Annotated in this window: 17 protein-coding genes; 7 read left to right on the plus strand and 10 right to left on the minus strand. The window is 70.6% G+C overall.

Annotated elements, in window-relative coordinates:
- Nucleotides 1-78 precede the first annotated feature (78 nt).
- Complete coding sequence (locus ACGFW5_RS21180) at nucleotides 79-1,488, minus strand: GH1 family beta-glucosidase (protein WP_393835806.1); 1,410 nt, start codon at nucleotides 1,486-1,488, stop codon at nucleotides 79-81.
- A 293-nt stretch (nucleotides 1,489-1,781) separates the two neighbouring features.
- Between ACGFW5_RS21180 and ACGFW5_RS21185 the strand changes: the two genes are divergently transcribed.
- Both ACGFW5_RS21185 and ACGFW5_RS21190 read left to right on the plus strand, forming a co-directional pair.
- Complete coding sequence (locus ACGFW5_RS21185) at nucleotides 1,782-2,291, plus strand: SigE family RNA polymerase sigma factor (RefSeq protein WP_393835827.1); 510 nt, start codon at nucleotides 1,782-1,784, stop codon at nucleotides 2,289-2,291.
- 204 nt (nucleotides 2,292-2,495) lie between these two features.
- Nucleotides 2,496-3,728: a hypothetical protein gene (locus tag ACGFW5_RS21190; RefSeq protein WP_393835807.1), complete on the plus strand. Its 1,233-nt coding sequence runs from the start codon at nucleotides 2,496-2,498 to the stop codon at nucleotides 3,726-3,728.
- 8 nt (nucleotides 3,729-3,736) lie between these two features.
- Here the strand turns inward: ACGFW5_RS21190 and ACGFW5_RS21195 are convergent, their stop codons facing one another.
- Together ACGFW5_RS21195 and ACGFW5_RS21200 are read right to left on the minus strand one after the other, a co-directional pair.
- Nucleotides 3,737-5,464, minus strand: coding sequence for a bifunctional 3'-5' exonuclease/DNA polymerase (locus ACGFW5_RS21195; protein ID WP_393835808.1), 1,728 nt, complete (start codon nucleotides 5,462-5,464; stop codon nucleotides 3,737-3,739).
- A gap of 157 nt (nucleotides 5,465-5,621) precedes the next feature.
- Nucleotides 5,622-6,938: a LuxR C-terminal-related transcriptional regulator gene (locus tag ACGFW5_RS21200; RefSeq protein ID WP_393835809.1), complete on the minus strand. Its 1,317-nt coding sequence runs from the start codon at nucleotides 6,936-6,938 to the stop codon at nucleotides 5,622-5,624.
- A gap of 150 nt (nucleotides 6,939-7,088) precedes the next feature.
- Here ACGFW5_RS21200 and ACGFW5_RS21205 point away from each other — a divergent pair, with 150 nt between their 5' ends.
- Nucleotides 7,089-7,997 carry an NADP-dependent oxidoreductase gene (locus ACGFW5_RS21205; RefSeq protein WP_393835810.1) on the plus strand — a complete coding sequence of 303 codons (909 nt, stop codon included), beginning with the start codon at nucleotides 7,089-7,091 and terminating at the stop codon, nucleotides 7,995-7,997.
- Here ACGFW5_RS21205 and ACGFW5_RS21210 read toward each other — a convergent pair.
- A complete protein-coding gene (locus tag ACGFW5_RS21210; RefSeq protein ID WP_393835811.1) occupies nucleotides 7,987-8,901 on the minus strand; it encodes an AraC family transcriptional regulator in 915 nt (304 codons plus the stop codon). The genes ACGFW5_RS21205 and ACGFW5_RS21210 overlap by 11 nt on opposite strands.
- A 172-nt stretch (nucleotides 8,902-9,073) precedes the next feature.
- Between ACGFW5_RS21210 and ACGFW5_RS21215 the strand changes: the two genes are divergently transcribed.
- A complete protein-coding gene (locus tag ACGFW5_RS21215) occupies nucleotides 9,074-9,925 on the plus strand; it encodes an MBL fold metallo-hydrolase (protein ID WP_393835828.1) in 852 nt (283 codons plus the stop codon).
- On the opposite strand, the gene ACGFW5_RS21220 is transcribed toward ACGFW5_RS21215, so the two are convergent.
- The gene (locus tag ACGFW5_RS21220; RefSeq protein ID WP_393835812.1) at nucleotides 9,913-10,593 is read right to left on the minus strand and encodes a GDSL-type esterase/lipase family protein; all 681 of its coding nucleotides are present in this window, start codon (nucleotides 10,591-10,593) and stop codon (nucleotides 9,913-9,915) included. The two genes, ACGFW5_RS21215 and ACGFW5_RS21220, sit on opposite strands and share 13 nt — an antisense overlap.
- A 524-nt stretch (nucleotides 10,594-11,117) precedes the next feature.
- Between ACGFW5_RS21220 and ACGFW5_RS21225 the strand changes: the two genes are divergently transcribed.
- Nucleotides 11,118-11,786, plus strand: coding sequence for a pentapeptide repeat-containing protein (locus tag ACGFW5_RS21225; protein WP_393835813.1), 669 nt, complete (start codon nucleotides 11,118-11,120; stop codon nucleotides 11,784-11,786).
- A gap of 3 nt (nucleotides 11,787-11,789) precedes the next feature.
- Here the strand turns inward: ACGFW5_RS21225 and ACGFW5_RS21230 are convergent, their stop codons facing one another.
- Both ACGFW5_RS21230 and ACGFW5_RS21235 read right to left on the minus strand, forming a co-directional pair.
- On the minus strand, nucleotides 11,790-12,662 hold the full coding sequence (locus ACGFW5_RS21230; RefSeq protein ID WP_393835814.1) for an aKG-HExxH-type peptide beta-hydroxylase: 873 nt from the start codon (nucleotides 12,660-12,662) through the stop codon (nucleotides 11,790-11,792).
- Between the two features lie 87 nt (nucleotides 12,663-12,749).
- Entirely contained in the window at nucleotides 12,750-12,905 is a 156-nt protein-coding gene (locus tag ACGFW5_RS21235; RefSeq protein WP_393835815.1) for a hypothetical protein, read from the minus strand.
- 777 nt (nucleotides 12,906-13,682) lie between these two features.
- Between ACGFW5_RS21235 and ACGFW5_RS21240 the strand changes: the two genes are divergently transcribed.
- Nucleotides 13,683-15,032 (plus strand): hypothetical protein, encoded by a 1,350-nt coding sequence (locus tag ACGFW5_RS21240; protein ID WP_393835816.1) that lies wholly within the window; start codon nucleotides 13,683-13,685, stop codon nucleotides 15,030-15,032.
- On the opposite strand, the gene ACGFW5_RS21245 is transcribed toward ACGFW5_RS21240, so the two are convergent.
- Entirely contained in the window at nucleotides 15,029-16,042 is a 1,014-nt protein-coding gene (locus tag ACGFW5_RS21245; protein WP_393835817.1) for an NAD-dependent epimerase/dehydratase family protein, read from the minus strand. The genes ACGFW5_RS21240 and ACGFW5_RS21245 overlap by 4 nt on opposite strands.
- A 343-nt stretch (nucleotides 16,043-16,385) precedes the next feature.
- Here ACGFW5_RS21245 and ACGFW5_RS21250 point away from each other — a divergent pair, with 343 nt between their 5' ends.
- Nucleotides 16,386-17,393: a WD40 repeat domain-containing protein gene (locus tag ACGFW5_RS21250; protein ID WP_393835818.1), complete on the plus strand. Its 1,008-nt coding sequence runs from the start codon at nucleotides 16,386-16,388 to the stop codon at nucleotides 17,391-17,393.
- 213 nt (nucleotides 17,394-17,606) lie between these two features.
- On the opposite strand, the gene ACGFW5_RS21255 is transcribed toward ACGFW5_RS21250, so the two are convergent.
- Nucleotides 17,607-18,266, minus strand: coding sequence for a DUF4360 domain-containing protein (locus tag ACGFW5_RS21255; RefSeq protein ID WP_393835819.1), 660 nt, complete (start codon nucleotides 18,264-18,266; stop codon nucleotides 17,607-17,609).
- Nucleotides 18,267-18,522: 256 nt separating this feature from the next.
- On the minus strand, nucleotides 18,523-19,641 hold the full coding sequence (gene serC / locus ACGFW5_RS21260; protein ID WP_393835820.1) for a phosphoserine transaminase: 1,119 nt from the start codon (nucleotides 19,639-19,641) through the stop codon (nucleotides 18,523-18,525).
- Between the last annotated feature and the right edge of the window lie 367 nt (nucleotides 19,642-20,008).

Raw genomic sequence — 20,008 nt, forward strand, 5'->3', positions numbered from 1 at the left:
CCCCTCGGCGGCAGCGAGGCGGACGCCCCGGACCCCGTGGTCCGGGGCGTCCGCCTGTGTGCGCCCAGGGCCGCGCCGTCAGCGCCCGGGCCCGCCTGCGCCCGACGCGATGCCGCGCACGACGTCCCGGTACCAGGCGTAGGAGTCCTTGGGCGTGCGCGCCAGGGTCTCGTAGTCGACGTGGACGAGACCGAAGCGCTGCCGATAGCCCTCCGCCCACTCGAAGTTGTCCAGGATCGACCAGATGAAGTAGCCGCGGACGTCGACACCGTCCGCGATCGCCCGGTGCAGCGCGCGCAGATGACCGTCGTGGTACGCGATCCGCCGGGCATCGGCCACCCGGCCCCCGGCCGCCGGGTCGGGGCCGTCCCCGTAGGAGCAGCCGTTCTCGGTGATGAACAGCGGCGGCAGCGCGTCGCCGTACCGGGCGCGGAAGGCGACCAGCAGCTCGTGGAGCCCGTCGGGCACCACCGGCCAGCCGAAGTCGGTCCGCTCGTAGCCCTCGATCTCGTGGAGTCCGAAGGGCAGACCGGGCGGGAGCGCGATCCCGGCGAGGCTGGTGGCGGCGTCCGGGGCGGGCGCGCCGACGAGCGCCGGGTTGTAGTAGTTGATCCCGTACCAGTCCAGCGGGGCACGGATCACCGACAGGTCCTCGGCCACCGGACCCGGCATCAGCGCGGCCAGGCCCTCGTCCGGGTAGGCGCCGGTGAGGATCGGATCGGCGAAGAGACGGTTCATGAGGGTGTCGTACAGACCGGCGGCCGCACGGTCCTCGTCGGTGTCGCCGGCCGTCCACACCGGACTGTGCGAGGCGGCGATCCCGATCTCACGTGCCCCGGCGGCCCTCAGCGCCTCAACTGCCCTGCCGTGGCCCAGCAGTTGGTGGTGGGCCGCGGGCAGGGCGTCGAAGACCAGACGCCTGCCGGGGGCGTGCTCGCCGATCCCGTACCCGAGCAGGGTGACCTCGGCGGGTTCGTTGAGGGTGATCCAGCGCGGCACCCGGTCGGCGAGCCGTTCCGCGACGAGCGAGGCGTACGCGGCGAACCGTTCGGCCGTGTCCCGGTTCAGCCAGCCGCCGCGCTCCTCAAGCGCCAGCGGGGTGTCCCAGTGGAACAGGGTGGGGACGGGCGCGATGCCGGCGGCGCACAGTGCGTCGACGAGCCGGTCGTAGAAGTCGAGGCCCCGCTCGTTCACCGGGCCCGCGCCGGTCGGCTGCACCCGGGACCAGGAGACGGAGAACCGGTAGGCGCCGACGCCGAGCCCGGCCATCAGCGCGACGTCCTCGCGGTAGCGGTGGTAGTGGCCGGTGGCCACGTCCGCGTGCGAACCGTCCTTGATCCGGCCGCCCTGCCTGGTGAACGCGTCCCACACCGAGGGCCCCCGCCCCTCGGCGTCCACCGCCCCCTCGATCTGGAACGCGGAGGCGGACACGCCCCACAGGAAGCCGGGCGGGAAAGCGGGCAGCGGCGGGAGCGGCGGCGGCGTCATGGGGGAACTTTTGGGCGCGGGGACGGGTCCTGTCAATGGAAAGTGAACAAGTATCAGGTTCTTTGGGGTGAGGCCGGAGGCCGGCGGCCCTCGGTGGCGGGCGGGCGGCCCCCCGAGGCGCAAGGAATGAGGTGAAACATTGTCGGGGGCCCGGCGCATTAGTGGGGTGTAGGGGCGGGACGAGTACGGGGTGGAGGCGGGGGCGGTCCGTGAGGCAGCCGTGGCGAAGAGAGCTGGAGTGGCAGGCGAGACGGGGGCAGGACGAGTGGGCGCGCAGGGAGCGGATCGAGCGGATGCCGCGCTCGACGCGCGCCGATGCGTTCATCGAGTTCGCCACGGGGCGTACGGGCCAGCTCTACCGTTCCGCCTGCCTGCTGACCAGCGGTGACACCCATCTCGCCGAGGACCTGGTGCAGGAGACGCTGGGGCGGATGTACGTGGTGTGGGGACGCGTCCACGGGATCGACAACCCGGCGGGTTATGCGCAGACCGTCCTCGTACGCACCTTCCTCGCCCATCGCCGGCGCCGCTCGGCCACGGAGCGGCCGCTCGGTGAGCTGCCCGAGCGCGCCACCGCCGGCGAGGACCCGGCGCTGCGGGTGGCCCTGCTCGACGCGCTCGCGGAGCTGTCGCCCAAGGACCGCGCCGTCATCGTGCTCCGCTACTGGGAGGACCGCAGCATCGAGGAGACGGCCGACGTGATGAACGTCAGCTCGGCCGCGGTCCGTACCCGCTCGGTACGCGCGCTGGTCAAACTCCGCGACCGCCTCGGCGGCTCGCTGGTCGAGTACGTCACGCTCTGACATCTGACATCTGACATCTGACATCCGACATCTGACATCCGACATCCGACATTTGACCTCTGACCCATGGCCCCGGCCTCTGACCTTCGGCCCCCTCCTCCCCCTCCCCCCCTCCTCCCCTCCTCCCCTCCTCCCCTCCTCCCCTCCTCCCCTCCCACCCCGACAGCCCATGTTCAGCGAGAGAACAGAAAGGTGTGGTTCGCCATGCCCTTTGAGGACCGACTCGGCGAAGCCATGCGCCACACCGCGGACGGTTTCGAACTCGGCGACCGCGCCGACCTGGTGGAGTCCGGCGTGACCCTGGGCCGGCGGCGGATCGCCCGGCGCCGCACGGCCGTCGTCACCGGCAGCGTGCTCGCGCTCGGCCTGGTCGGGTTCGGCGGCGCGTACATCGCGGGGGCCGTCGGCGAGGGCGGTGGCGCCGACAGTGGCGGCTCGGTGGCTGCACCACCGAAACCGGGCGGGTCGCCGGACGCGGGCGGCGTCCACCAGCGGATGGTCGCGCTGTTGAAGTCGCTGGTGCCCCCGGGCACCCTCGACCAGTCGCAGGGGAGCAACCCGGAGGGCGGCGGCTCGGACGCTCCCGTGGTGTCCGGGGTCTTCGACGACGGGAAGGGCGCCGGGCTCCTCTCGCTCGGCCTGAGCAGGGCCGATCCCACCGGCTCTTCCGGTACGGAGCGGACGACCTGCCCCGCACGGGCCTTCGTGGACTACGACGCATGCCTGACCGAGAAGCTGGCCGACGGCTCCCGCTACCTCCTGGTGCAGGGCTACGAGTACCCCGACCGGCGGGAGCCGACCAAGAACTGGCGGGCCGTCCTGCTCACCCCGAAGGGCATCCTGGTCGAGGCGAGCGAGTGGAACGCGGCCGCGGAGAAGGGCGCGGGGATCTCCCGCGCCACCCCGCCGCTCACCGCCGCGCAGCTCAGGGCGCTGGTCACCGACCCGCGGTGGATCTCCCTCGCGGACGGTCTGCCCGAGCAGGCGGACCCCTCGCACGGCAGCTCGTCGCACGACAGCCAGCCCTCGGCCGGCGCCGTGCAGAAGGAGTTCGTCGCGCTGCTGCCGGGCAAGCGGCTGCACATCGGCGAGCAGGGCGCCCAGGACGGTTACGCGTTCGCCGTGGTCGACGACGGCAAGGGACGCAGCCTCGTACAGATCAATGTGCAGCCCCGGATGTCGGACGTCGTGCCGCAGGGCCAGACATCGACCCTGCCGGACGGCACCCGCGTCGGCATGGACAAGAAGGCCGCGGGGAAGGGCGCGGGGGTGGTCTGCTGGACGGCCGACACGGTGCGCCCGGACGGCCTCCGCGTGATCGTCTCCGCCTTCAACACCGGCAACCAGTCCGCGCCGGCGACCCGCGCCCAGCCCGCCCTCACCATGGACGAACTCAAGGCCATCGCCCTCGACCCGCACTGGCCCACCATCACGTAGCCGAAGGGTCACTTCGCGTCCGAGTAACGCTCCACCACCGCCGTCGTGAACGGGAACCGCACCGGTGTGTCCCCGAAGGCGATCCGCCCGGCCAGCTCGCCGGCCTCACGGATCGCCTTCGCCACGGTGGCGGCCTCATCGGCGGGGCAGTGCACGATCACCTCGTCGTGCTGGAAGAAGACCAGCTCGGCCCGGAGCCCGGCGGCCGTGATCGCCCGGCGCAGCGCGGCCAGCAGGAGCAGCGCCCAGTCGGCCGCGCTGCCCTGCACCACGAAGTTGCGCGTGAAGCGGCCGCGCGCACGGGCGTCACTCGATGCGTAGCCGTACGTGAACTCCCCACCGGTACTGGGCAGTTGGGCCTCCTGGTCCTGCGGGATGCCCGCCTCGTCGGCGTCCTCGGTGCCGGCCGCGGGCGGGCTGGTGCGGCCGAGCCAGGTGCGCACGAGCCGCCCTTCCTGGCCGGCCTTCGCCGCGTCGTCCACGTACGCCACCGCCAGCGGGAAGCGCCTGCGCAGCGCCGCCAGGTTCTTCAGGCCGTCACCCGATGTCTGGCCGTAGATGGCGCCGAGCAGCGCCAGCTTGGCGTGGGTGCGGTCACCGGAGAACGCCCGGTCGGACAGCGCGGTGTACAGGTCGCCGTCATGGCCGGCCACCTCCATCAGGCCGGGGTCGCGGGAGATCGCGGCCAGCACCCTCGGCTCCATCTGGTCGGCGTCGGCGACCACCAGGCGCCAGCCGGGGTCGGCGACGACCGCCTGCCGTATCACCTTGGGGATCTGAAGGGCGCCCCCGCCGTTGGTCGTCCAGCGGCCGCTGACCGTGCCGCCCGGGGTGTACTCGGGGCGGAAGCGGCCCTCGCGCACCCAGTCCTGCAACCAGCTCCAGCCGTGTGCGGTCCAGATCCGGTACAGCTTCTTGTACTCGATCAACGGCTCGACCGCGGGATGGTCGAGCTCGGCGAGCTCCCAGCGCCGCGTCGACTTGATGCGGATCCCGGCCTCGCCGAACGCCTTCACCACGTCGGTCGGCAGGTCCGGTCTGACCCGGCGCCCGAACGCCGCCGACACCTGGTCGGTGAGCTCGGCGAGGCGGCGCGGCTCGCCGCCGCCCCCGGTGCGCGGCGAACCGCTCGCGTAACGCTCGCCCAGCAGCCCGTCCAGGAGGTCGCGGTGCACATCGGCCCGCCACGGCAGCCCCGCCCGGTGCATCTCGGCGGCCACCAGCATCCCGGCCGACTGGGACGCGGTGAGCAGCCGCATCCGGTCGGGGTGCTCGGCCGCGCCGTGGCGGCGCTGCTGGTCCGCGTACACCTCAAGGAGCGCGGCGAAGGGCAGGCCCGCGGTGCCGCGTGGCTCGAAGGACTCGAAGAGCGAGGACTGCGAGCCCGGCTCGGCGGCACGCGGCGGCGGGTCGGGCGGCACGGGTCTGTTGTGCAGCCGGGCCCATGCGGCGGCCGCCGAGCGGGGTGCGCCGTGCCGGCCCTCGTGGCCGAGCAGCAGCAGCTCGGCGTCCTCGATGTCGTAACACCGCTCGATGCGGACGCCCGCGGCGAGCAGCCGCGGGTACAGCTCGGTGGTGGACCGCCACACCCAGCGGGCGACGCCGGGGCGCGCGCGGACGGCCGACACCAGGTCCGCCTCCGTGCGGATCTCGCCGACGGGCAGCCCGTCGTCCCCGAGGGGGGCGAGCCGTGCCCCGCCGTCCTCGGTCGCCTCGATCGCCCACCGCTCGTTCACGCGATCGAGTCTGGCACCCGCCACTGACAACGGCCGTCCGCCGCGACGGGGCACCCGGCCGCACCCCGCGGCGCTGCGGCCTCGCGGCGACCGGGGCCGCGCCCGCCGCCCCGGCCCGCGCCGCCGCGCAACCCCTCGCGCCGGTCCGCCCCTGACCTCACGCCACCGCGTGCAGCATCGCCGCCGCCTCGCCCCGCGAGCTCACCCCCAGTTTCGCCAGGATGTTCGCGACGTGGAACTTCACCGTCGACTCGCTGATGTGCAGCTCCTGGGCGATCGTCCGGTTGCGGTGCCCCTGGGCGAGGTGGCCGAGCACTTCCGCCTCGCGCGGGTGCAGTCCGGCCAGCGGGTCGACGCGCGGGCCCGGCGCGGTGCCCAGCGGCAGGGTCGTGGTGACGGTGGTGCCCCAGCCGGGCAGCGCGTCCACGGTGAGGGTGCCGCCGAGCGCGGCCAGGCGCTGGGCCACCTGGTGCGTGCCGAGCGCCGCGGGCGGCAGCTCGCCGGACCCGTCGTCCCGTACGGCCGCGACCAGGTGGCTGTCGTCGAGCCGCCAGCGGATGTGGATGCGGTGCACGCCCTGCTGTCCGGACATGGCGAGCGCCAGGGTGCGTACCGCGGCGCGTGCCAGGTGCGCGATCTCCGCGGGCAGGGACACCTCGGCGGTCTCGGCCTCCGGCGGCGTGAACTCGACGCGCAGCTCGCAGTGGCGGAACAGCGGTGCCAGGGAGTCGGTGAGCCGGGTGAAGGCCTCGGCGGCCGGCTCCTGCGTGAGTTCCTGGTCGCGGTCGGCCACGGCGCGCAGCGCGACCAGGGCGGAGCCCGCGATGTCGACGGCGCGGGTCCGCGCGGCGCGGTCCTCCAGGCTCTTGCCGCGCAGCACACCCAACAGCGCGGTGAGCACGGCTTCGTGGGCCTCGCCCAGTTCGGCGATCACCCGGGCCCGCTCGGCGGCGGTGGAGCGCGACTGGGCGAGGGCGCCCGGCACCGCCTCGATCGAGATGCGCGCCCGGTGGCCGGTCACCAGGTCCCACAGGTCCTGGACGATCCTCGCGTCCTGCTCCGTCAGCACCTCTCCCGGCGCGGCGCGGACGAGCACCAGGAGCGGCGGCCGCACGGCCATCGGGGCGGCCTCGCTCGCGACCGCGACGACGGCGTGCTCCTCGCCGCCGACCACGGCCGTGCCCTGCCACGGGTGGCCCGGCACGACGAGCGGGCCGAGCGCCTGGAGGTCGGTGACGGCGACCCGCGGGGCCGCCCCCGCGACGCCGTGCACCTTGAACGGCGAGTGCGCACACTGCCCCGACAACTCGGCGGCCACCGTGTGCGCGACCAGCGGGGCGACGGCTTCGCTCAGGATCGGCAGGATCCGGTCCATGGGGGCGCTCACCAGCTCGGCGGCGCGCGCGAGCGCGAAGCCGGCGGGTGTCGTGGCGGCGTCGGTAAGGGGTGTGCTGCGGCTCGTGCGGGGCTCCATCGCGCCAGCGTACGGCCGGCGCGCCCGGCGGTGCCCCTCCTTGTGGCCAGGTCGAACCGGCCGTAAGGCGGGCCGCGTTGCGCACGCGGCCGACGGACGCTTGAGCCACGGCGCCGAGGACGGCGGACGAGCGATGCGAGGAGCGCGGCGATGGAAGCGATTGTGTACGAGCGGTTCGGCGGACCCGAGGTGCTGACGCTCGGCGAGGCGGACAAGCCCCGGCCGGGACCGGGCCAGGTGCGGGTGAAGGTGGTCGTCGCGGGCGTCAACCCGGTCGACCACAAGATCCGCAGCGGCTCGATGGAGCACTTCTTCCCGGTGGCCTTCCCTGCGATACCGGGCCTCGAACTGGCGGGCGTGATCGACGAGTTGGGCGAGGGCGTCACCGGGTTGGCGGTCGGCGACGAGGTGTTCGGGCAGGCAGACACCGGCGCGTACGCCCAGTACGCCCTCGCCACCCACGTCGTGCCCAAGCCGGCCGAGCTGACCTGGGAGCAGGCCGTCGCGCTGCCCATCGCGGGCGAGACGTCCGAGCGGGTCCTCGACCTGCTCCAACTCGGCGCGGGGGAGACCCTGTTGCTGCACGGCGCGGCGGGTGTGACCGGCTCGGTCGGTGTGCAGCTGGCGGTGGCACGGGGCGCCACCGTGATCGGTACGGCGTCCCCGGACAACCACGCCTTCCTGCGCGAGCTGGGCGCGACACCGGTGGCCTACGGTGCGGGGCTCACCGAGCGGGTGCGCGCGCTGGCCCCGCAGGGCATCGACGCGGTGTACGACGCGGCCGGCCACGGCGCACTGCCCGACTCGATCGCGCTGCGCGGCGGCGCCACCCCCCGCATCGTCACCATCGCCGACCCGGGGGCCGCCGAGTTCGGCGTCGTCTTCAGCGGCGAGGCCACCCCCGACCCCCGGCCCGTCTTCACCGCCCACGCCCGGCTGGCCGCCGCCGGCCGGCTGCGGGTCCGGCACGCCGGGACGTTCCCGCTCGCCGACGCCGCCAAGGCCCAGGAGCTCAGCGAGGGCGGCCACACCCGGGGCAAGCTCGCCCTCACGCCGTGACGGCCGCCGCCCGATAGCGCCCCGGCGTCGTGCCGTACTGCCGGCTGAAGGCGTGCGACAGGGCGTACGGCGTGCTGTACCCGACGCGCTGGGCAATGCTGTCGAGCGCGTCCGGGGTGGTGCGCAGCAGCGCCGCGGCCCGGGTCAGCCGCCACCACGTGAGGTACGTCATGGGGGCGCGCCCCACGAGGGCGGTGAAGCGGCGCGCCAACGTGGCGCGGGACACGCCGACTTGGGCGGCGAGGCTGTCGTTGCTCCAGCGCCGCGCCGGGTCCTGGTGCAGGGCGTGCAGGGCCGCGGCCACCGCCGGGTCGTGGAGCGCGGCCGGCCACGGCGAGGTGGTGCTGTCCGCCATCCAGGCCCGTACGAGATGGACCAGCAGCAGATCGAGCAGGCTCGGCACGGCGATCGCAGAGCCCAGGTGCCCGCCGCGGACCTCGTGCTCCAGCAGGCCGACGGCGGCGCACAGACCGGAGTCGCGGCCGGGACCGCTCGGGATGTGCACCACGTCGGGGAGTTCCGCGATCAGCGGGTGGGTGTGACGTCGGTCGAGCCGGTACTTGCCGCACAACAGCTCGGTCTCGGGCGGGGAGCCGGCCAGGGCCGCGGGCGACCACCGCTCGAAGTCGACGGCCCGCTCGACGGTGGCCCGGTCGGCGGGGCGGTCCGCGATCACATGGCCGCTGCCGTGCGCGAGCAGCACCACGTCCCCCCTGTTCAGATGGATCCCGGGGCCGGTGTACGGCAGATCCGGCAGCATCCAGCAGCTGCCGCTCAGCACGACGTGGAAGCCCGCGCCCTCGTACGGGGCGATCCGTGCGCACCAACGGCCGTTCACCCGCAGCCTGGTGGAGGAGGGGCGGCCCAGGCGTACCGCGGAGATCGCATCACTCACCACGTCCATCGGTGCAGCGTAACCAGGCCGCCCCGGTGAGTCGATCACGTATGCGCGTGAGGCGAGGGAGCATTGAACAGCTCATGCGCGCCTCCATAGGGTCGGCTCAGGGCAATCGGACAGAAGGCGGTAGGCGGCAGTGCACAGCATCGGTCTGGGTGACGTGGAGATCGTTCGGGTCATGGAGTGGCAGGGCGTGTTCGGACCCGCCCGCGACATCGTGCCGGGCGCCGGCATCGAGGTGTGGAAGGAGCACGAGGACTGGCTCGCGCCGGACTTCTGGGAGCCGGACACCGACCGGTGGGTCCTCGCGCTCCAGACGTGGGTGCTGCGCAGCGGCGGACGGACCGTACTCGTGGACACCGGTGTCGGCAACGGCCGCGAACGGCCCGGCAGGCCGGTGTTCGACCACATGGACACCGACTTCCTGGGACGGCTCGCGGCGGCCGGCGTCCACCCCGAGGACGTCGACGTGGTGGTCAACACCCACCTCCACTCCGACCACATCGGCTGGAACACGGTGGGCCGGGGCCCCGGGGAGTGGGTGCCCGCGTTCCCCAACGCCACCTACCTCATGCCCGCCGCCGACCACGCCCACTTCGCAGCGGCGGCCCGGCGCAACCCGGGGACCACCCCGGCCCTCGCCTTCCGGGACAGCGTCGAGCCGGTCGTCAGGGCCGGACAGGCCGTGCTGTGGGAGGGTGAACACCGCATCGACGACAACCTGGTCCTGGAGGCCGCACCCGGACACACCCCGGGCTCCTCGGTGCTGAGGCTCACCTCCGGCGGTGAGCGCGCCGTGTTCGTCGGTGACCTGGTGCACAGCCCGGTGCAGCTCGTCGAGCCGTCCTGCAACAGCTGCTTCTGCGAGGACGAGACGCAGGCCGCCGCCACCCGGCAGCGCATCCTGGGCCGCGCCGCCGACACGCGCGAACTCGTCCTGCCCGCCCACATCGCGGGCGCCGGTGCCTTCGAAGTGCGGCGCGAGGGCGGCGGGTTCGCGGTCCGGGACTGGGCCTCCTACAGCGCGTAGCGGGCGCCCAGTTCCCAGGCGCCGTGCAGCGCGTCGGCGAACGCGGCCGCCAGCTTGTGCTCGCCACTGGGCCCGGGGTGCGTGCCGTCGTAGGTGTCCACGCGGATGTCGTACGTGTCCGGGACCGTGGCGAGCAGCAGGGGTGAGGCGGCCGTGTCGAGGTCGGCGACCGCTTTGGCGAGCAGTTCGTTGAAGCGGTCCACCTCGGCGGCGAACGCCGCGTCGCCCTCGGCCCGGATGTTCGGTATGACCGGCAGACAGACCACCCGCACACGCGGGTTGGCGTCGCGGGCGCCCTCGACGAAGGCGCGCACGTTCGCGGCGGTCTGGCCGGCGTCGGTGTAGAACCCGAGGTCTATCAGGCCGAGCGAGACGAGCAGCACGTCCGCCCGGCTCTCCGCGACCGCGGAACCGATCAGCGGCGCCATGTGCAGCCAGCCCTCGCCCCACCCCGCGAGGTGACGTCGGGCGGGCGCCGGAAAGCCGTCGTCGGCGTAGTCGTGCGACACGGGCGCCCCGGCCGCCGGGTCGTACAGCGCGGTGCGCGGCCCGACGATCTCGTACGGGCCGCCGAGGGACGTGTCGAGGTGACGCCACATGCGGTAGCGCCAGGTGAAGTCGCCGGGGCATCCGATGGTCATGGAGTCACCGACGAAGAGAAAACGCATGGGGGTCATCATTACCGATCGGTACGCCGGGGGGCGACGTGACGGTGGACACCTCGGGGGGTGGGCCATCGGGGCGGGGTGACCGCGTGGGGACGGCCGGGCGGCCGGCACGAGCATCCGGAATCAGCGCGGCTGCGCTGGAGAGTCGAACATCGCTCGACGCCGGCGGATCAAGGTGCACCCGTTCGAACTCCGCCCTGCCCAGGCCGCGGGACAGGCTGCCAGGCGTAGGACGCGTGGGCCCGCTCCGCCTCGACCGCGTATGCCGTTCACTCGCCGGTTATTGCCCTGGACGAAGACGTAGTCGCCCACGAGCATGTCGCTGGGAGAGCAGAGCCCCATGCGTGTGTCCGCCGGGGCCGGCGGACGCCTGTTGTCCTCGGAGTCGGCCCTACTGCGGTCGTTCTCTCATAACGAGGCGCCATGAAATCATTCGTCCTTCCGGGTGGCGGGTGGTGGTAACTGGCAGATGATTTGTGGCTAGACTCCGTGTTGTCGCGCCCCCCAAAAAATGGAGATCTCTCATGTCGCAGATCACCCGCCAGGGAGGAAAGATCAAGGGGCCGGATGCTCCCAGAATTCCTACAGTGCTGCGACCGGCAGGTGATGTAAAGCTGGAGGACGATGCGATCCTCAAGCGCCTCGCCTTCGATGGCCAGGCGTTCGTGGGACTGGAGGCCGAGGCCGTCGAAGCTGACGGATGCACGTTCGCCAACGTCCGGTTCACGGGTACCGGCCTGCGTCAAACCCAGTTCAGTGACAGTAAGTTGACGACATGCGACTTCTCGCAGATGTCCGCAGGGGACGTGTCGTTGATCCGATGCCTGGTCGAGGGGAGCAGGCTCACCGGCTCCTCTTGGAAGGCCGGTACCTTCCGAGACGCCCAATTTGTCAACTGTGTTGCAACCCCCGGAATGTTTCGGAACATGAAGGTGTACGCGACCGTTTTTGAGGACTGCCGGTTCACGGGTATCGACTTTCAATTCACGGAGTTTCACAACGTCAGGTTCGTGAATTGCGACCTGACCGGTGCGCAATTCGGAAACGCGAAAGTCGGCTCCATGCGCATCGAAAATTGCACGCTTCTCGATGTCGGCGGCGGTGCAAACTTGAAGGGCACCTCCGTGGCAGGCCCAGGTTCGATGGAGCTGGCCCTGAGCCTGGCACGCGAGGCCGGCATCACCTTCGAGTAGGTGTCAGGCGGCAGGCCGGTAGCCCGAAAACTCCTCGCTCGTGATGCCCTCGCCGATCTGGAAGAAATTCAGAGGCTCGTCCTGGACCCAGACCGTCATCTCGTCCAGGAGGAGCCGGCCGTACGGCGTGAACAGGTCGCGTTTGGTCTGCATGTCCTCGCAGGCGTCGCGCAGGGACGCGGTGTACTGATCCACGAGTACGCGCTCGCCCTGGCTGTACTCCATGAACATCAAGGGCACAGCCACGGCCGCCGCGTGAAGTGCCGCATGCAGCGGCCTCCTCTCCCCGATCTTGACCGCCGACAGGGCGCGATGCTCGTCCTTCTCCAGCTCCGAAGGCGGCAGAACGAACATCGGGTACACCGAGTCGAGGACGAACAGACCGGTGTGCAGAGCTTCGTGCACGATGCACATGGCGCAGTCGAGCGTCTGCCATGTCGAACCGGGGCTCATCATCACCACGCCCGGCATCTGGTTGGCGGAGCCGCCGCCATCCGCTCCCGAGTTGAGCACCACGATGTCCGTGACCAACTGATCCACCAACTGACGCAGGCCGGGGTGGATTTCCTCGATCAGACCCAGGGCTGCGAGGACTTCGCGGTCCCACTCCTCACGCGTTGGCCCATCTGACGGGGAGGCGGGACCGACGATGTGCGGGAAGATGTCGTTCTGCTTGCAGTGATCGACCCATTCGCTGTCCTCGTAGCCGATCGTGATGCGGTCCAACGCGGCGGGGAGGTAGGCAGGACGCAGGGTGTTGACCGCCTTGATGTACGCGGGACGCAGCTCGGCATACGTCTCGACGTGCTCACCGTTGATCGCGTAGGTGAAGCGGGCCAGGGTCTCCACCAGGTGCCCGATGTTCAGCATGTGCATGGCGTTTCCTTCCAGAAGGACGGATGCGCGCCCGGGGTGGGGACTGACCCCTCCCCGGACGCTCTGTGCAAGGGACGACGGCGAGGACTAGTTGGTCCAGCCGCCCATCATCACGACGTGCGCGTCGGCCCGGGCCGCGGAGACCCGCGCCTTGATGCCGGCCGCGACCTGCTCCGGGTCGTCCTTGACGCCGGCGAGCAGACCGGTGAACTGGTCGTTGCTGCACTCGATCTTGACGGGCATATCTGCTCCTTCATTCGAACGTGATGGCACTTGCGACCCACCCCGTGTAGGGCGGGGGCTTAGGGGTCAGCCGGAAGCGATCCGGGTGACGCAGAGCGCGACGACGCTTGCCCAAAGGAAGCCGAGAGCGACATCGCTGCGGGTGGGACGCCGCCACCTCACGCCGCGCGCCTCCTCGGGGCGTTGCCGGCGCGATGACGAGGGCACTGACAGGGCGGGTAAGCGAAGCTCAACGGGGGGTCGGGGGGCTTCGTCCTGTCGAAGTCGTATGTGGTCTTCGCTTCGAAGCTCTGGCCGTTGTCCCGGGAGACGCGGACAGTCATGCTCCCTGGCACTGCGCCGCCCTACCGAGACGGTTCTTGTGCGGGTGGCGCAGCATCGCTCGATTGCACTCGCCTACCCTCCGCAAGTCGTTCTCGATGTACGCGTCCACGCGCTCCTCCATGAGCCGCAGGCACGGCATGCACCGAGGGTGTGGCGGGGGGTCTGACGACGGAGGCGCAGGCTCCGGTGACAGCCGATGCTTGGGATCCGTGAACGTCGCCACCATCTGCACCTCCGTAGTCACTCACCGTGTTGGCGTGACGTAAAGCATCGGGGTGCGCGATTGACTTCGCCACGACTTGCAGACGACATCTGAGACGACGCCATTGACGCTGTACTCGTCGGTAGGACTTCGTGCCGACTTCACGCCGTCTCATGCCTGAACAACACGCGAACTGGCCTGAGTTGGGGATACTTCTCAAGGGAAGCTCGACACGAAACGGGAGAGCCGACATGGCGGAAGAACAGGAAACGCTCTTGCGGAAGCTCGCACGAGATGAGCGCATCGAGTCGTACGCCCTGTTCCACCCGAGATACGAGCAGACAGCACGCCGACTGGGAGAGCGGAACCAAGATCCCAGACTGAGCCGAGAAAGTGTCGGGTCGCGACAGTGGACCCGGTGGCTCAGAGGGGGCATCACCCCACAGCCGTACGCGTGTCTCATCCTGGAGGAGATCTTCGGTCAGCCGTTGGAACGGCTGATGGCTCCGACGGGTACGCGGCAGGAGGAAAGAACATCCTCCCTGTCGGTAGTGCAGCACCCCCACATAACGGAAGAAGACCTGCTCATGACTGCACACGACGCCGCCTCGCATGCTGGCGACGCCGCCTCCATGTCCCTGACCGCCGAGGCAATCCAGCTCCTCCGCACTCAACTCCGCGGCTTGGCCCGCTGCTATCACCAGCGGCCGGCCGCCGAAGTGTTCGTCGGAGCCAGGACGATCCGGGACACGATCGAACGGCGAATGCCACTGACTCACCGACCAAGCCAGTCTGCGGAGCTGTACCTTCTTGCGGGTCAGGCATGTGCGCTTCTCGCGTCCGCAGCATTCGACCTGGGTTCGCAGGAAGCCGCAGAGACCTTGACGATTGCTGCCCTCGCTTACGTGAGGCCCATTGATCACGCCCCGCTGACCGCCTGGTGCGGTGGCAACCTGGCCCTCCTTGCGTACTGGGACGGTCGGCCGGCCGAAGCCCTGGAGCACGTCAAGGCAGCCCAGGCAATCGCTACCTCTGGCACAGCGAAACGCCGGCTCCACGGCGTGGCCGCACGCACCTACGCGCACCTTGGGATGCCCGAACAGGTCCGCTATGAGCTGGAGGCAGCTCAGGAGGTAGACCCAAGCATCCGAGACGACCATCACGACGACATGGGCGGGGAGTTCGGTTTCTCCTTGGAGCGCGCCGCGATGTCCGCCGGAAGTTCATGGCTTCTTGTGTCCGATGGGGGCAGGGCTGTCGATGCGTCTTCTCAGGCTTTGAACCTCGTTCGGTCCAGGCCAGAGACAGAGAAGTCGGTAAAGGTGGAGATGGAGGCGACTGCGGACCTCGCCTTGGCGCAGCTCCTGAACAGCGACATCGAATCTGCGGTCACGACGCTGGGGCCCGTGTTTCAACTTCCGCCAGAACAGCGCGTGGACGGCCTCCTGGCGCGTCTCAGGTGCGTTCGTACCCAGCTCACCGTTCCGGCCCTTCAGAGGCGCCGAGAAGCGTCAGAACTGGGCCACTACATCGAGGGCTTCAGCCGGGACTCCGCCAGGTCGACACTGCCCGGAGTCCCGCGCTCCGCAATCGGGAACTAGCGAGCGTCCCAGGCGGAGAGCAGGTCGGCTTCCTTCTCGGGGGCTAGACCAATGTGAGCTGCCCGTTCACTGTCGACGGCGTCCTCCCCGGAAGTAAACCAACCCCAGGTGTCGGCAACGGTCTCCGACAGCGGACGGCACACGAGCCCCGCGTCCTGCGCGCGCACACCTGATACTGCCCATGTACCTGGGTAAGTCCGCCACAGCGGAAGCTCAGTCCATTGCTTCGCACCGTGGTCGAGGAGGAAGTCTCCCTCCACCCACTCCAAGCTGGCGTCGGAACCAGTGACCTTGATGCACTCCTGGAGGAAACTCCCCATGGTCGCGTGATTCTTCGGGGCAGTGACGTTGAAGATCTCAGCGTCGCAACCTTCCTGCGCTCGATCGCAGGCGAACGTGGCGACATCCCGGGCATCCACGGGGGCAATCGTTTGCCCGGCCTTCCCAGGGGCCAGCACCCGGCCACCCCGCTCCACCCGCCGCAACCACCACGGCAGGCGGCCCACATACTCCTCCGGGCCCAAAATCACACCAGGGCGCAGAATAGTCAGTGCACGCCCCAGGTTCGCCTGGGCAGCCTTTTCCGCAGCGGCCTTGTCCACTCCGTACGACACGACCACGTCACCCGGCATGCCTGCGACGGGTTCAGCCTCCGCCAGAGTTGGAAGATCTTCTGTGAGAGGCAACAGCGGCCATCCCGCGTAGACCGAGACCGTGGACACGTAGACGTACCTACGTGTCGCCTCGGACAAGGCCTGAGTCGCCAGGTCTACGACGTCTGCGGACATGCCAGAGGTGTCGAGAACCGCGTCCCAAGGCCCGATGCCGGCCAGCCGACCCAAGTCCTTCCGGTTGGTGCGGTCGCCCTGGACGGCGTGAACCCCGTCAGGGTTTCTTCCTGTCTTGCCCCGGTTGAACACGGTTACGGACCACCCGCGACACAGAGCCTCAACCGCCACGGCGCGTCCGAGGAAGTGTGAGCCACCCATGACCAGAACGGAAGTCGTCATGGGGTGTGATCCTGCCCTGGTCGCAAGCGCGAGCGCCAGTAGCCGCCGCCACAGCACCCGCCTACGGGGGTACACCCTCTGTAAGACCGGGGCTTTTGGTTTGCCCGGAGAGACGGGGGGTTGATTCGTATGCATCGAAGTCCCGCGAGCCGTGATCCTGTTGGCAGCGGGGCGAGATGGACGACTACGGGGGCGCGCCTTCGCGGCGGCCAATGGACTTCCACGAGTCCAAGGTCTCTCGGATCGAGCATGCCGAGCAGAAGCCCAGCGAGGACGACCTCCGCGCCTGGTGTGCGGTTACTGGGCAGCAGGATCAGTTCCCACACCCGGGGAGACTGGGGGCATGCGTTCGTTTTTGAGAGTGTGCGGGGCGGCCGGGCTCGTCCTGATGTGTGCGGCGGGTCCCGCGGCGGCCGATGACGGGGGCTTCACCATCAAGGACCCCAGGATCAAGGAGTCCAGCGGGCTCGCCGCAAGCCGTGTCCACCCGGGCGTCTACTGGACGCACAACGACAGCGGTGACGGCCCCTATGTGTACGCCGTCGACGCGAAGACGGGCCGGACCGTCGCGCGGGTCACCATGACGGGCGTGGGCCGGCCGCGTGACGTGGAGGCGATCTCGATCGGGCCCGACGGAGACCTCTATGTCGGGGACATCGGCGACAACCTGGACGGCTCCTGGAACCGCGTGTGGATCTACCGCTTCCACGAGCCGGCCGAGCTGAAGGACCAGACGGTCGAGGCGACGCAGTACACCGTCCAGTACGCCGACGGGCCGCGCAACGCCGAGGCGTTGATGGTCCACCCCAGGACCGGCCGCGTCTACATCGCCTCCAAGCGTGAGAGCGGCGGCGGCCTCTACGAGGGGCCGGCCAAGCTGTCGGCGTCCGGCACGAACGTCTTCCGCAGGGTCGGCGATGTGCCGTGGGTGACCGACGGCGCGTTCTCGCCGGACGGTACGAGGCTGGCGTTGCGGGGCTACTTCTCGCTGGCCGAATACGTCTGGAAGGGCGGGGCGGGCGGCAGCGGCGGTGCGGGCGGTGCGGGCGGTCCGCTCGGCGACTGGCACGCGGTGCCGGGCACGCCGGTGCAGGCCCAGTCCGAGTCGGTGACGTACACCCCGGACGGCACCGCCCTGATGGTCGGCTCGGAAGGCGCGGACAGCGGCGTCGTGCGGGTCCCTCTGAAAGGTGAGGGTGCCAAGTCGCCTGCGGCGGGCGGGAGTTCCGCCGGTTCGGGTGGCGGCGCGGGCAACGGCGAGTTCGTGCTGGGCGCGATGGTCCTGGCGGGCGCCACCGTGCTCGGCGTGGGAGCGAAGCGTCTGCTGCGGCGGCGCGGTGGCGGCGACTGAGGGGTCGAGACGAGGGCCTGGCTTGCTTACGGTTGTGGGTGTGGGTGTGGGTGTGGGTGTGGGTGTGGGTGTGGGTGCGGGTGTGGCTGGCGGCGGCTGTGGTGGTGGTTGCGGCTGTGATGGAACGGCCCGCACCTGGTGGCGCGGGCCGCTGTGGTGCGGGCCACCGTGGTGCGGGGCTGCTTGGGGTGGGGGCCCTGCTGTGCTTGTGGGTCAGCGCGGGTTCGGGCACTCCTTCCAGGCCAGGTGGTAGATGGTCTGGATGTCGCCGTCGGTGGAGTCCATGGCGATGAAGCTGTTGGCGTGGGGGTCGGAGGTGCCGACGTTCGCGCGCAGCTCGGTGTTGATGTTGAAGTTGCGCTGGACACCGCAGGGGGCCCACACCAGCTGGCCCCAGTCGGTGGAGTCGGTGGCCTGCCAGTCGTCGTCGTAGGGGCCGGTGAAGGGGTGCGATCTGCTCGCCGTGTCGGACGAGCCCTGGAAGTAGTACGAGGCCTTCTGCGTCGCGCTCGCGCCGCTCTCCAGGTGGGCGTAGCCGCGGTAGTCGGCGCTCGCGACGGCGTAGGTGAAGCCCGAGGGGACGTGCACGATCAGGTTGAGTTGGCAGTTCTTGCGGAAGTCGGTCGGTTTGGCGCCGGCGCCGACCTGGGCCAGGTACTGGCTGTAGGTGACGGTGAAGGCGGTGTTGTCCGGCGCGACGGCGACCGCGGCGGTGCCGATCGGGCAGCCGGAGCCGTTGACGGTCGCGACCTCGATGACGATCTTGTCGGGCGGCGCGGTGATGCCGGACGCCGCGGCGGGCGCGGCCTGGGTGAAGAGCGAGGTCGCGAGGAAGGCCGCGGTCGCGGCGCCTGCGAGAAGTGCACCGGGCATGATGCTCCGATCGGTTGTCGGTGGCCTTGCGGGATGTGGGGGGTCCAGCCGCATGCCCATGCCGCCACGAGAACGTAGTTGAGGCATGAACATGTCAAACCTGCGATCGGTCCGGCCGTGGTGCGCAGCGCCGGATCGCTTTGGATGGTAGGGACCAAGTCCCTTGCGGCATAGGGCGGTTATCGGCCGTGACCGCGCGCGCACGCACAGGGGCCCGGCGCCAGAACGGCGCCGGGCCCCCGCGGGTGCTGTTTGCTCAGAGCTGCTCGATCACGTAGTCGACACAGGCCGTCAGGGCCTCGACGTCCGCCGGGTCGATCGCCGGGAACATCGCGATGCGCAGCTGGTTGCGGCCCAGCTTGCGGTACGGCTCGGTGTCCACGATGCCGTTGGCGCGCAGCACCTTGGCGATCGCCGCCGCGTCGATGCCGTCCGCGAAGTCGATCGTGCCGATGACCTGCGAGCGCTTCGCCGGGTCGGTGACGAACGGGGTGGCGTGCTTGGAGTCCTCGGCCCAGCCGTACAGGGCGCCCGCCGACGCAGCCGTGCGCGCCGTCGACCACGCGAGGCCGCCCTGGCCGTTGATCCACTTCAGCTGCTCGTTGAGCAGGAACAGGGTGGACAGGGAGGGGGTGTTGTACGTCTGGTTCTTCAGCGAGTTGTCGATCGCGGTCGGCAGCGAGAAGAACTCCGGCACGTGACGCCCGCTCGCGTGGACGCGCTGGGCGCGCTCAAGGGCGGCCGGCGAGAACGCCGCGAGCCACAGGCCGCCGTCCGAGGCGAACGACTTCTGCGGGGCGAAGTAGTAGACGTCGCTCTCGGTAATGTCGACGGGCAGGCCGCCGGCGCCGGACGTCGCGTCCACCAGGACGAGGGCGCCCTCGTCGGCGCCGGTCACGCGCTTGATGGGGGCGGCGACACCGGTGGAGGTCTCGTTGTGCGTGAGCGCGTACACGTCCACGCCCGCTTCGGCCTTCGGGTCCGGGTGGGTGCCCGGGTCGCTGCTGATGACGGTCGGCTCGGCCAGCCACGGTGCGAGCTTGGCGGCCTTGGCGAACTTGGAGGAGAACTCGCCGAAGTTCAGGTGCTGCGACTTGTTCTCGATCAGGCCGTGCGTCGCGACGTCCCAGAACGCGGTGGAGCCACCGTTGCCCAGGATCACCTCGTAGCCCTCGGGCAGGGAGAACAGGTCGGCCACGCCCTGGCGCACCTCGCCGACCAGGTTCTTGACCGGGGCCTGGCGGTGGGAGGTGCCGAGGAGGGAGGTGCCGGTGGCGGCCAGGGCGTCCAGCGCCTCCGTACGCACCTTGGAGGGGCCCGCGCCGAAACGGCCGTCGGCGGGCTTCATGTCAGCGGGAATCTGGATTTCAGCCACGGGGCGAGCGTAGCCGGTTCTGGGTGCCTCGGTTTGGCGGGTCCGCTCGGTGAGACGGGCTGCGCCGCGGGTTAGCGAGGGGTGTTTTCCCACCCTCCCGCCCGTGCGGCTACTTGAGGGTGCAGCGCCCTGGGGCTGCGCCCCAGACCCCGGGGACGTTTTCCCACCCGCCCGCCCGTACAGCGCATCGAATGAGCCGACCCCTGGGGCTCCGCCCCAGACCCCGGGGGTTTTCCCGCCCTCCCGCCCGTGCGGCTACTTGAAGGTGCAGCCCCCTGGGGCTGCGCCCCAGACCCCCTGCGGGGGCTCCGCCCCCTGCACCCCCGTTCGCGCCTGAACGGCGCTCGTCCTCAATCGCCGGACAGGC

The sequence above is a fragment of the Streptomyces sp. NPDC048416 genome (genome assembly GCF_043200435.1).
Classification (GTDB): Bacteria; Actinomycetota; Actinomycetes; order Streptomycetales; family Streptomycetaceae; genus Streptomyces.

Bases quoted from the DNA above. Each gene is read 5' to 3' on its own strand.
- ACGFW5_RS21180 (WP_393835806.1), bottom strand. From the start codon at position 1,488: ATGACGCCGCCGCCGCTCCCGCCGCTGCCCGCTTTCCCGCCCGGCTTC.
- ACGFW5_RS21185 (WP_393835827.1), top strand. From the start codon at position 1,782: ATGCCGCGCTCGACGCGCGCCGATGCGTTCATCGAGTTCGCCACGGGG.
- ACGFW5_RS21190 (WP_393835807.1), top strand. From the start codon at position 2,496: ATGCCCTTTGAGGACCGACTCGGCGAAGCCATGCGCCACACCGCGGAC.
- ACGFW5_RS21200 (WP_393835809.1), bottom strand. From the start codon at position 6,938: ATGGAGCCCCGCACGAGCCGCAGCACACCCCTTACCGACGCCGCCACG.
- ACGFW5_RS21205 (WP_393835810.1), top strand. From the start codon at position 7,089: ATGGAAGCGATTGTGTACGAGCGGTTCGGCGGACCCGAGGTGCTGACG.
- ACGFW5_RS21210 (WP_393835811.1), bottom strand. From the start codon at position 8,901: ATGGACGTGGTGAGTGATGCGATCTCCGCGGTACGCCTGGGCCGCCCC.
- ACGFW5_RS21215 (WP_393835828.1), top strand. From the start codon at position 9,074: ATGGAGTGGCAGGGCGTGTTCGGACCCGCCCGCGACATCGTGCCGGGC.
- ACGFW5_RS21220 (WP_393835812.1), bottom strand. From the start codon at position 10,593: ATGCGTTTTCTCTTCGTCGGTGACTCCATGACCATCGGATGCCCCGGC.
- ACGFW5_RS21225 (WP_393835813.1), top strand. From the start codon at position 11,118: ATGTCGCAGATCACCCGCCAGGGAGGAAAGATCAAGGGGCCGGATGCT.
- ACGFW5_RS21230 (WP_393835814.1), bottom strand. From the start codon at position 12,662: ATGCACATGCTGAACATCGGGCACCTGGTGGAGACCCTGGCCCGCTTC.
- ACGFW5_RS21235 (WP_393835815.1), bottom strand. From the start codon at position 12,905: ATGCCCGTCAAGATCGAGTGCAGCAACGACCAGTTCACCGGTCTGCTC.
- ACGFW5_RS21240 (WP_393835816.1), top strand. From the start codon at position 13,683: ATGGCGGAAGAACAGGAAACGCTCTTGCGGAAGCTCGCACGAGATGAG.
- ACGFW5_RS21245 (WP_393835817.1), bottom strand. From the start codon at position 16,042: ATGACGACTTCCGTTCTGGTCATGGGTGGCTCACACTTCCTCGGACGC.
- ACGFW5_RS21250 (WP_393835818.1), top strand. From the start codon at position 16,386: ATGCGTTCGTTTTTGAGAGTGTGCGGGGCGGCCGGGCTCGTCCTGATG.
- ACGFW5_RS21255 (WP_393835819.1), bottom strand. From the start codon at position 18,266: ATGCCCGGTGCACTTCTCGCAGGCGCCGCGACCGCGGCCTTCCTCGCG.